Below are 10,597 nucleotides of genomic sequence, written 5' to 3'. Positions count from 1 at the left end.
ACCGTGACCAGCGCCGCGTCGGGAGCGACACCTGCCGCCACCTCGTTCGGACCGACACCCACCTCCACCTCATCGGGGTCGACCGTGACCGCCACCGCGTCGGGACCGGCGCCTACCGCCACATCATCGGAGTCGATCGTGACCGGTACTGCGTCGGGCGCGACACCCGCGGCCACCACGTCCGGACCGGTACCCACCTCCACCCCAACGGGGTCAACCGTGACCGGCGCTGCGTCGGGACCAGCACCTGCCGCCACCACATCTGGATCGGATGATCTGGCCCATCTCGACCTCGGGATTGCACGCACGATCGCGACCCGCACCTCGCTGCGGGTGCATCGCGATCGGGGCGAACCGGTCGTGACCGGGCGCTGCGACGGCGTGCCGTGGGTGCCGTTCACCCGCGAGGCCGTCGTCGCCGCGCGGGACGGCGACCGGATCGTGCTGGTGCACCTCGACCTGAACGCGGCGGGGGTGCGCTGCACCGAGTTCCCCGACCTGTCGGGGCGGCCGATGGCCGATCTCGAGGTCGAGGCGGCCCCGGTCCGGATGCTGGGCGGCGACGCGCAGGATGTGCGCCGGCTGGAGGCGGCGCAGCTGACCCTGCAATCGGCCGCCGCCCTGGGTGCGATGGAATATGCGACCCGGCTCGCGAGCGAGCACGCCGCGACGCGCACCCAGTTCGGCAAGCCGCTGCGCGCGTTCCAGGCCGTCGCACACCATCTGGCCCGGATGGCGGCAGAGGTCGCGCTGGCGCGCACGAGTGTCGAGCTGGCCGCGGCGGAGGTGCTCCGAGGCGGTCCCGGCCACCGAGCGCGCGCCTGCCACATCCAGATCTCGCACAGCGCGGGCCTGGTGGCCCGCACCGCCCACCAGGTACTCGGCGCCCTGGGCATCACCCAGGAGCACCCCTTGAACCGGGCAACCCTGCGGTTGTGGTCATGGCGCGACTCACCGATCGCCACAACGGAACTGGCCGCGGAACTGGGCGAGGCTGTACACGAGGCAGGACCGGACGCCCTGTGGGAGTGGCTGATTCACGCGACCGACGAGCTGACCGGCAAGTCCGGCAGCTGATCCGGAGCCCGCCCGCCAGCCCCCGATCGAAAGGATCTTCCATGTCCGAGAACACGCCCCCACAGACCCCGGCCGAGATAGTGCGCGCCTTCTACGACGCCATCACCGCCCAGGATCCCCAGCGCCTGGCCGAGCTGGCAGAGACATCCTTCGCCGAAGACATCACCCTCGACGCACCCCCGTCCCTCCCCTACGGCGGCACAGTCCGAGGCGCCCACCGCCTCAGCCGCATGTTCCAGGGTATGGCCCGCGGCCCGGCCGACATCGGCCCTCGCAATCTTCGGATGGAATCGATTGTCGCCGAGCGCGATACGGTCGTCGCACGCTTGGCGTTCGACTACCGATCACCCGCAGGCTCCGATATCGCCTCGGGCGCACTGGAGGAGTGGGCGTTCACCGATGGCCGCGCGGTCACCATCCGCGCGTACTACTGGGACACAGCCGCTTTGGCGTAGACACGACACAGCCGCAGACTGCGCCCAACGGCCTCGCGCGGGCACGCCCACGGTCAGGCGGCCCGTGGCCCCCGGCTACCAACCCGGTTCCAACCACAGCCCTTCGCCCGGCAAACCCAGCCGGAACCGGGCGTGCGGCTCCGCGCCCAGTTCGAAGCTGACCGACCCGAACGTCTGCGTCGCACGACCCGGCACCGGGGTGACGCACAACGGCGCGCTGTGGTCGGCGAGCAGGGTTTCGGGGTCGACGGCACCCGCGCCCTCGCGGAGCACCGCCAGGCGTTTCACCGAATCGGCGATCCGGCCTTCGCGCTCCAGGGCGGCGGCGAACACCGGATCGATATCCTCGCTCACGAGGGGATGGTTCGTGTGCACCGGAACGTCGTTGGCCACGACACCGCGTGCGGAGCATTCCAGACTGTCCATACCGAACCTGTCCGCCACCGCGTAGTGCTGTCCGCTCGCATGCGGCACCGAGCGCAGGAACGACACCGCTCCCGCCCGGGTCGGCTGCGCGAGAGCGCCGCGCAGGACGGCGGCGACCGGGAGGCCGCTGCTGTTGTGCCGCAACATCAACAGCGTGTTCACACACACCGCCACGCCCGTGCGGTTGATCCCGGTCAGCCCGATCAGCCCGGCCGACGTGAGCACCAGGCATTCCGGCCCGTCGTCGGGAAGCAGCCGCAGGACCAGTTGCGAGCCGTCCATGAAAGACGGCAGATCCATGTTCTGCGCCAGCGCCACACTGCCGGGCCGGCGCACTCCCAGCACGCTGCACCCGCGCTCGCCCGAGCGCTCGTACCACCATTGTTCGTCCATCAGGTTGTAGGCGACCACGTCCGCGAACGCCGCGCCCGCACCCTCGGCGATCCCGCGCAGTTCCGCGACGAGGTCCGGTGTCGTCTTCTCGATCGCGCGCAGCAAGCCAGTGCCGGTGACCAGGTCCTCACTGCGCACTCGGCACGCGGCACGCCAGCGGTCCAACGCGGCGCGCACAAGCTCACGGGCCGCCTCGCCGTGCGCGCGTCCCCGCGCGAGGCCGTCACCGGCGCATTCGACTACCGTCACCTGACCTCCGCCTCGATCTCGACGACCATCCGCTCGTACGCCAGATACGGCAACCCGATCAGGCTCAGCTCCACCTCCAGCCCACCGAGTTCGGCCCGCACGACCTCCTCGACCGTCTTCGCCGCCCCCGCGTCGTCGTGGACGTAGAAGGCCATGAGCCGCAACAGGTTCTCCGGCCCCTTGCCGAGTTCGGCGATCACGCGCAAAATGTTCCGCACGCTTCGCGCGGTCTGCAGGTCGAGCCGGTCGGGATCGAGCACCGCCGCCTCCGATGTCAGAGACACCTGGCCGCCGACGAAAGCCGTTCCGGCACAGGAAACCCCGTGCTTGTACGGCAGGTGGAAGGGCCAGTCCCAGTGCCCCTGCGGCCAGGAATGCGCGCGCAGCGCACGGGCGTCGCGAACAGCCAGCGCGCGCACCTGAATTCGCGCCACGCCGGGGAGCCGGCAGACCGGGATGCCCGTGGTCGCCGGGCCGGGCTCGAGGAAATGCCGTGCTCGCTCGCGAGCGTTCTCCGCCCAGCCCTCGGTGGTGCCCTCGGCCCGGTAGAACACGTCGAACCGGACTGCGTCGTTCCAGCTGGCGCCGTGCGCGGCCAGCAGATCCGCGGTCCGGGCCATCACCTCGGCGGTCTGCGGCACCATGCCGGTGTCCACATCCGACATCTGACCGGCGACGGCGATGACCGGCCCGGCGACCGCGACGGCCGGAGAATCGCGTTCGACGGGATCGACCGCGGACACGGCCTGCAGCGCGAATTCCCGCCCCGGCAACGCACCCGGACCGATCGGGATGAGCGTCAGCGCGGGACGGCATCCCGCAGGCAGCAACCGATCGAGTTCGGCCGTCACCTCCGCCGCGCTGACCTCCGTGGGATCGTGCAGTGCGTCCAGCGCCAGGCAGGATTCCAGCGACCTACCCCGGCGTGCCAGCGCGGCGGCGAACCGGTCCACCTCCGGGCCATCCCCACCCTGCGTCCCCACGAACGCGAGCCCCGCCACCGCCCGCTCGATCTCCGCCCGAGTGCTCACTTCCGATTCTCCTTCTCCACCAGGACCCGCGTATTCTCCTGATCCCGTCGCCGCCACACCACCACCACGCAGACGGCCGACAGCGCGCACAGCATGGTCAGATAGGCGACCACGAGGTCCGGCCGCCCCGCGCGCAGCGAATACAGCGCCGACACCACGACCGGCGTCAGCGCGCCCGCCGTCAGCGCCGCGAGCTGGTAGGCCATCGACATCGCGCTGTACCGGATCCGCGGCGGGAACAACTCGGTCAGGAATCGAGCCATCGGGCCGTAATGCGCTCCGGTCGGCACCGCGATGAGCGCCGCGAACACCAGCACGAGCGGCAGCGAACCGCTGTGCGATACGGCGAGCCACACCGGCGCGACCACGGCGGCCAGCACCAGCCCCGTCACGACCACCGGGCGTGGCCCGAACCGGTCGCCGAGCCACCCAGCCAGCAGCGTGCACGCCATCTCGAACGCCGCCTCGACCGTCAGCACGTTGAGCGCCACCGTGTCGCGCAACCCTCCGCTCGCGGTCGCGTACACGAGCCAGAACGACGAGGTCACGTAGTAGCCGCCCGTCGCCACGAACATCGCGCCCGCGGCCAGCAGCACCCGCCCCCGATACCGGGTGAGGGCCTCCGCGAGCGGCGCGCGGGCGCGTTCGCCCTGCTCGACGAGTGTGCGAAAGACCGGCGACTCCTCCACCCGGAGCCTGATCACCAGGCCGATCACCACGAGCACCGCGGAGAACAGGAACGGGATGCGCCACGTTCCACTCTCCAGCGGGCCGATCGCCGAGGCCACCGCGAACATGCCGGACGACAGCAGCGCCCCGACCGGCGAACCCACCTGCGCGAACGAACCCATCAGCGTCCGGCGCCCGCGCGGCGCGTGCTCGACGGCCATCAGCGCGGCGCCGCCCCACTCGCCGCCGACCGCGACGCCCTGTGCAAGCCGCAACACGATGAGCAGCAGTGGCGCGGCCGGGCCCAGCACGTCGTGGCCGGGCAGCAGGCCGATGCCGAACGTGGCCGCTCCCATCAGCAGGATGGTCACCACGAGGCTCTTCTTGCGGCCCACCTTGTCGCCGAGGTGCCCGAACAGCGCCGCGCCGAGCGGCCGCCCGAGATAGCCGAACGAGGTCGTGCCGAATGCGGCGATCGTGCCCAGCACCGGGTTCAGGTCCGCGGGGAAGAAGACACCGCGGAACACCAGCGCGGCGGCCGTCGCGTAGATGAAGAAGTCGTACCACTCGACCGTCGTCCCGACGAGCGAGGCGATCGCCGCGCGACGGGCCGGCGCGGTGATCGGCGGGTGAACGTCGGATGTCATGCGGAGAGTCAAACACCGGCAACGCACCGGTGACAGTGCACTTTGTGCTGGCACAAACGGTATTCTGTGCCGGAACAAAGGTTCAGCGCCGGGCTGCCTCGGCGATCCGGGCCGCCAGCCCGGTGTGATCCGCGGCGACCAGGCCTGCGGTGACCCGAATGTGCGGGCGGCTCCCCGCACTCACCTCGAACAGCGAACCGGGGGCAACCGCGATGCCCAGCCTGACCAGGTGCGCGACCGCGGCGGACTCGTCCCGCACCGGAACCCAGACGTTGAGCCCGTGCGTGCCGGTGATGTGAATATCTTGCGCCGCAAGGGCTTCCGCCAGAGCGCGGCGACGCCGGGCGTATTCGGCACGGGCCCGCGCGGTCTGTTCGACAGCGCCGGGATCGGTCAGCAGGCCGTACAGAATCCGTTGCAGCACAGGACTGCTGCTGCCCTGACCCAGCCGCCGCCTGCCGAACAACTCGCGGGCAAGCTCACGCGGCGCGCTGATCGCCGCGAGCCGTAGATCCGGGCCATGCGACTTCGCGAAGCTGCGCACATGGATAGTCCGTCGCGGAATCCACGAACCGAGGCTGCGCGGTGCCAGGTCGGTGACAACGCCCGCCGAATCGTCCTCGACGATGTAAGCGGTGTGGTGCTCCAGGATGTTCGCCAGCTCGGCGGTCCGGTCCGGCGTCATCGAGATACCGGTCGGATTGTGCACACGCGGCTGGAGGAACACCGCTGCCACCGGCTGCCGCATCGCCCGAGCCAGCTCGGCGGGGTTCATCCCGCGCTCGTCCACTCGGACGCCGATCGGTTCGATGCCCAGCGAGGTGAGCAGGTCGATGAGGGACGGGAATGTCGGATGCTCGAGCACCACCCGATCGCCGAATCGCAACGTCGTGCGCGCCAGGAGCTCGATTCCGTCCATCGCCCCGTCGACCATCGCGAGTTCACCGTCCGGGTAGGGCCAGTCCGCGCGCAGCACGGCGGCCAGCTCGGGCAGCACAGGTTCGTCGGCGTAGCTGTCCGTGGTGCCGGCCACGGTCAGTGCGTCGAGCGCGGGACGCAGCCCAGGCAGCAGCGCGGGATCCGGCACGCCGGCTGAAAGGTCCACATCGGACTCGGCCCGGTGTCGCAGGGCCTCGCGGTACCGCCCGCCCGGCGACGGCACGGCGACGGTCGTCCCCCGGCGGCCGTCGGTGTGGATGACGCCCGCGCGCAACAGCAGGGACCAGCCGGCGCTGACCGTCGTCGGCGAGAGCACGAGTTCGGTGGCGACCGTCCGAATCGGCGGCAGCCGAGTACCGGGCGCGAGCGCACCGTCCCGGATCGCGCGCTCGACGGCCTCGGCCAGCCCACGCGAGGTGGGCGTGTCGAGGCGCTCCTCGATGGCGGACAGGATCTCTCGCACGGGAAGAACGTAACAAGCCGACCGGTGGGTCCAGCCGTTGTCTCCCATCACCGTCCCGGTAATGCCGAAGTCACCGGCGTGGACCAGCCGTCGTCGAGCCGCGACTCACGCTTACTACTGGTATGCGGCCGCCTTTCATTCGGGCGACCGATGCGGGCGTGCCGGACGAGGCGCGCCCGGTAGCGCGTCCACGGAACTCTCGAAGCGTCGAGGGAACCCATGTGGTCGTGCGGATGTCGAACAGCGGACTCGCTGTCCCGTTCGATGACGGCCTGGGTGATCGCGTGGTGATCCCCTGGCGCCGACTCGGGATTCGCAGGCGCCGCACCCGTCGGCGGTTCCGGTTGCCCGGACAGCCTCGGATGCGGCGCCGACCGGCACCGCCGTACCGGGTTATGCGGAGGGCGAAAGGGCGGTGTAGAGCTCGTCCACCTGAGCCGCGTACTTGTCGTTGATTGCCAGTCGGCGCAACTTCATCGTGGCGGTCAGCTCGTCGCCGCCGGGGGACCATGGCTCGGTCAGTACGGTGTATCGCTTGATCTGCTCGGGGCGTGAAAGTGAGGTGTTCGCCTGTGCGACAGCGGCATCGAGTTCCGCGACGACGGCGGGGTGCACGGCCAGTTCGGCCGTGGTGAGGTGTGCGTGGCCAGCCTGGGCCGCGAATTTGCGGAGTTCGTCCGGTTCCAGCACCAGCAGGGCGACGTTGTAGGGGCGGCGATCGCCGACCGCGACCGCGAAGCCGATCAGGGGGGATGCCTTGGTCAGGGCGGTTTCGATGAGGATCGGGGACATGTTCTTGCCCGCGGCGTTGATGATGATGTCTTTTTTGCGGGCGACGATGCGGATGTAGCCGTCGCCGTCGATCGCGCCGATGTCGCCGCTGTGCAGCCAGCCGGCCTCGTCGATCACCTCCGCGGTCTTTTCGGGCATTCCCCGGTAGCCGCGCATGACGTTGGCGCCTCGCAGCAGGACCTCGCCGTCGGCGGCCAGGCGGACCGTGACGCCGTCCAGGGCCGGGCCGACCGTGCCGAAGCGGACTCGTTCCGGCGGGTTGCCGGTGCACACCGACGCCGATTCGCTCATGCCGAAGCACTCCCCCAGCGGAATTCCGACCGCGTGGAAGAACTGGACCAGGTCCAGGTCCACCGGTGCGCCGCCGATGATCGCCGCGCTGACGCGGCCCAGGCCGACCGCCTGGGTCAGTTCGCCGATCAGCGCGTCGTGGACGCTGTCGAAATCATGCTCGGGTTTCGGCTCGTTGGCCGCGAAGGCGGCCTGTTCGGCACGGACCCTGGCGATTCCGGCGTCGATCGCCGCGCTCATCGCCGCCTTGCGGGTCGCGGCGGGTTCGGCGGCGACGATGGCGAGAATGTCGTTGCGCAGCTTCTCCCAGGTTCGCGGGGTGGACACGAACAGACTGGGCTGAACCACCTTCAGCTCGTCCAGGATTCGCGACGGGTTCGAGCAGATGCTCACGCTCAGCCCCAGCATCATGCCCAGGTAGTGGTCCATCATGCGCGCCATCGCGTGCGCCATCGGCAGGAAAGACAATTGGTTCGCGCCACTGGGCAATTGCATGCGCGTCGCCAAAGTTCGCATGGCGAAGGTGATATTGGCGTGGGTCAGCTCGACACCCTTCGGAATGCCCGTGGTCCCGGCCGTGTAGATCAGTGTCGCGACGTCGGAGGGTTCGATGCGGGCCGCCGCCGCGCGCAGATCGAAAGCGTCGTCACTGTCGGCGGTGAACTCCTCCCAGCGCGGCAGCCCGTAATCCTGGTCCGCGCAGACCACCACGACCCGCTCGACATGCCGGGCCAATTCGGTGGCGCGCTCGGCGTACGCCGCCTCCACGAACACGACCTTCGCACCCGAATTCTCGAGCGCGAACACCATCGCGTCCAGCGACGCGGTGTTGTAGAGCGAGAAGCTCGTCACCCCGAGATGCAGTGCGGCGGTGTCGATCCAGTGGAACTCGCGGCGGGAGTTGAACAGCAGGGCGACCGTATCCGCGCGAGTGAGCCCGAGCCGGGTCAGTACCGACGCGGCCTCGCGGACGTGACGGTCGTACTGCGCCCAGGTCATGTCCGGTAGGTCGCCTTCGGCGCGAAATGCGATGGCGTCCGGGCGTTCCGCGAGGGTTCGCTGGAACGCTTCGGGCAGTGTCTCCGCGCGGATCGCGCTGTCCGGCGCGGCTGTCGTGGCGGTCATGGGGGTCCTTCCGGGTGAAACACGTTGTGGTAGAGGAAAGTCGACCGGCTATGTGCCGGTGAAGTTCGGTGGCCTGCGGGCCAGGAAGGCGCGCGGGCCCTCGACGGCGTCGTCGGTGCCGAACACCCCCGTCGCTATCTCGGCCTCGATCGCGAACGGCGTCTCCAGACCCGCGCCGCGCACCGCGATCTCCTTGGTCGCGCGCACCGCGAGCGGACCGGCGGCGGCGAGCACCTCCGCGATCCGCATCGCCTCGGCGAGAACGTTTTCGGCGGCGACGACGCGATTCACCAGGCCCACCGCGAAGGCGCGCTGCGCGTCCATGGGCGCACCGGCCAGCAGCATCTCCATCGCGACGCACCAGGGCACCTGGCGCGCCAGCCTGCTGACGGTGCCGCCGGCGCCGACGAGACCCAGGCGCGGCTCGGGCGTGGCGAAACTCGCGTGCTCGGCCGCGACCCTGATGTCGGTCCCGAGCAGCAGTTCCATTCCGCCCGCGATGCACGCACCGTTGATCGCCGCGACGATCGGTGTGTAGACCTCGGAGAAGACGCGTTTCGACGGATCCGGAATGACGTCACGCAGGGTGCCGGAGGTCAGCGACGGGATGAACTCCGCCAGATCGGCTCCCGCGCAGAAGGTCCGATCACCGGTCCCGGTGAGAACGATCGCCGCGATGCCCTTGGCGGCGTCCAATTCGCCGACGAGTCGTTCCAGATCGGCGAACATGGCGGCGGTGAGCGCATTTCCCACCGCGGGCCGGTTCAGCCTGACCACGCCGACGCGGCCCACGGTCTCCACGACGATCGCGTCGCCGTCCGAATCCGATGTCATTGTCTCGTTCCTCGCGCTCGTCGGACGATTCTCAGTAGGACTTCGGCAGCCCGAGGGAATGCTCGGCGACGTAGTTGAGCACCATTTCGCTCGACACCGGCGCGACCTTCACCAGCCGCGCGAGCCACCAGAGATCGGTCAGCCCGTATTCCAGCGTGAAGCCATTGCCGCCATGGACCTGAATGGCGTGATCGAGGCAGTCGACACCGGCCTGCGATGCCACGAATTTGGCCATATTCGCCGTTTCGCCCGCCGGTAGCCCGGCGTCGTAGAGGCGGGCCGCCTTCTCTGTCATCAGGCGCGCCGCCTCCAACCTGATCTTGGCCTCGGCGAGCGGATGCGCGACAGCCTGGTGTGCGCCGATCGGCACCGACCATACCTGCCGCTGATTGACATACGCGGTCGCCTTATCCAGCGCGTAGCGCCCGATGCCGGTGCTGAAGACGGCGGTCAGCACGCGCTCGGGGTTGAGCCCGTCGAACATCGGTTTGAAGCCCTTGTGCAATTCGCCGATGAGGCTGTCGGGCCCCAGGCGGATATCGTCGAAGTACAGCGCCCACTGCTTGTCCGGCGCCACCAGCGCGGTCGGCACCACTGTGCGCGAGAGCCCGGGCGCATCCGCCTCGACCACGAACAGCGACAGCAGGCCCTTGCCCGTCCGTTCGTCGGTGCCGGTCCGCGCGACCACGAGAATCGCGTCGGCGTGCTCGACACCGGAGATGAACGTCTTCTGCCCGGAAAGCACATAGCCCCCGTCGACAGCGCGGACCTGGGTCGCGAGATTCTGCGAATTGGAGCCGACATCGGACTCGGTGATAGCGAAGGAGAATTTGATCCGGCCCGTCACCAGGCCGGTCAGCCACCGGTTCTTCTGCTCCTCGGTCCCGTATTTCGCCAGGATGTTGCCACAGATCGACTGGGAATACACCAGCAGCTGTAGTGGGCACCCGGCCGCCGCGAGCTCCTCGGCGATGATCGCCAGCTGCCACAGTCCGCCGCCGCTGCCGCCGTACTCCTCCGGCAGGCTCACCCCGAGAAATCCGACCTCGGCCAGCGCATTCCACAATTCGTCGATCGGCTCACCCGCGGCGATCTTTTCCGCGAAGTATTTGTGCCCGAACCTCCGGGCAACGTCGCCGGCCACCTTCCGCAATGCGATGTCGTCTTCCGACGGCAGCAGATTCATCACCGGTAGGTCGGTTGTCA

At 69.4% G+C, this 10,597-nt stretch carries 10 protein-coding genes; 2 read left to right on the top strand and 8 right to left on the bottom strand.

Translation table 11 applies throughout. From position 1 onward, the window contains the following. On the bottom strand, positions 1-197 hold a 197-nt coding region (locus JZ791_RS06115; RefSeq protein ID WP_438804481.1), incomplete at its 3' end, for a hypothetical protein. A gap of 22 nt (positions 198-219) precedes the next feature. On the opposite strand from JZ791_RS06115, the gene JZ791_RS46430 reads away from it, so the two are divergent. Both JZ791_RS46430 and JZ791_RS06105 read left to right on the top strand, forming a co-directional pair. After that, positions 220-1,077: an acyl-CoA dehydrogenase family protein gene (locus tag JZ791_RS46430; RefSeq protein ID WP_216893180.1), complete on the top strand. Its 858-nt coding sequence runs from the start codon at positions 220-222 to the stop codon at positions 1,075-1,077. A gap of 41 nt (positions 1,078-1,118) precedes the next feature. After that, positions 1,119-1,532, top strand: a complete 414-nt coding sequence (locus tag JZ791_RS06105) for a nuclear transport factor 2 family protein (RefSeq protein ID WP_216893179.1) — start codon at positions 1,119-1,121, stop codon at positions 1,530-1,532. 75 nt (positions 1,533-1,607) lie between these two features. On the opposite strand, the gene JZ791_RS46425 is transcribed toward JZ791_RS06105, so the two are convergent. The 7 genes from JZ791_RS46425 to JZ791_RS06070 form a co-directional block, all read right to left on the bottom strand. Further along, positions 1,608-2,600 carry a C45 family autoproteolytic acyltransferase/hydrolase gene (locus JZ791_RS46425; protein ID WP_216893178.1) on the bottom strand — a complete coding sequence of 331 codons (993 nt, stop codon included), beginning with the start codon at positions 2,598-2,600 and terminating at the stop codon, positions 1,608-1,610. After that, positions 2,597-3,631: a RidA family protein gene (locus tag JZ791_RS46420; RefSeq protein ID WP_216893177.1), complete on the bottom strand. Its 1,035-nt coding sequence runs from the start codon at positions 3,629-3,631 to the stop codon at positions 2,597-2,599. The genes JZ791_RS46425 and JZ791_RS46420 overlap by 4 nt, the downstream gene beginning before the upstream one ends. Next, positions 3,628-4,947, bottom strand: coding sequence for an MFS transporter (locus JZ791_RS06090; RefSeq protein ID WP_216893176.1), 1,320 nt, complete (start codon positions 4,945-4,947; stop codon positions 3,628-3,630). Before JZ791_RS06090 ends, JZ791_RS46420 begins: the two co-directional genes overlap by 4 nt. 82 nt (positions 4,948-5,029) lie before the next feature. Continuing rightward, positions 5,030-6,349, bottom strand: coding sequence for an aminotransferase-like domain-containing protein (locus JZ791_RS06085; protein WP_216893175.1), 1,320 nt, complete (start codon positions 6,347-6,349; stop codon positions 5,030-5,032). 393 nt (positions 6,350-6,742) lie between these two features. After that, positions 6,743-8,557: an AMP-dependent synthetase/ligase gene (locus tag JZ791_RS06080; RefSeq protein WP_216893174.1), complete on the bottom strand. Its 1,815-nt coding sequence runs from the start codon at positions 8,555-8,557 to the stop codon at positions 6,743-6,745. 48 nt (positions 8,558-8,605) lie between these two features. Further along, positions 8,606-9,391, bottom strand: coding sequence for an enoyl-CoA hydratase/isomerase family protein (locus JZ791_RS06075; RefSeq protein ID WP_216893173.1), 786 nt, complete (start codon positions 9,389-9,391; stop codon positions 8,606-8,608). Positions 9,392-9,422: 31 nt separating this feature from the next. After that, positions 9,423-10,577, bottom strand: a complete 1,155-nt coding sequence (locus JZ791_RS06070) for an acyl-CoA dehydrogenase family protein (protein WP_216893189.1) — start codon at positions 10,575-10,577, stop codon at positions 9,423-9,425. Between the last annotated feature and the right edge of the window lie 20 nt (positions 10,578-10,597).

This window comes from Nocardia alni (genome assembly GCF_019038435.1).
GTDB lineage: Bacteria > Actinomycetota > Actinomycetes > Mycobacteriales > Mycobacteriaceae > Nocardia > Nocardia alni.
Note: the sequence above shows the minus strand (reverse complement) of the source record. Positions and strands in the feature narration are given on the sequence as shown.

Bases quoted from the DNA above. Each gene is read 5' to 3' on its own strand.
- JZ791_RS06070 (WP_216893189.1), bottom strand. From the start codon at position 10,577: ATGAATCTGCTGCCGTCGGAAGACGACATCGCATTGCGGAAGGTGGCC.
- JZ791_RS06080 (WP_216893174.1), bottom strand. From the start codon at position 8,557: ATGACCGCCACGACAGCCGCGCCGGACAGCGCGATCCGCGCGGAGACA.
- JZ791_RS06105 (WP_216893179.1), top strand. From the start codon at position 1,119: ATGTCCGAGAACACGCCCCCACAGACCCCGGCCGAGATAGTGCGCGCC.
- JZ791_RS06075 (WP_216893173.1), bottom strand. From the start codon at position 9,391: ATGACATCGGATTCGGACGGCGACGCGATCGTCGTGGAGACCGTGGGC.
- JZ791_RS06090 (WP_216893176.1), bottom strand. From the start codon at position 4,947: ATGACATCCGACGTTCACCCGCCGATCACCGCGCCGGCCCGTCGCGCG.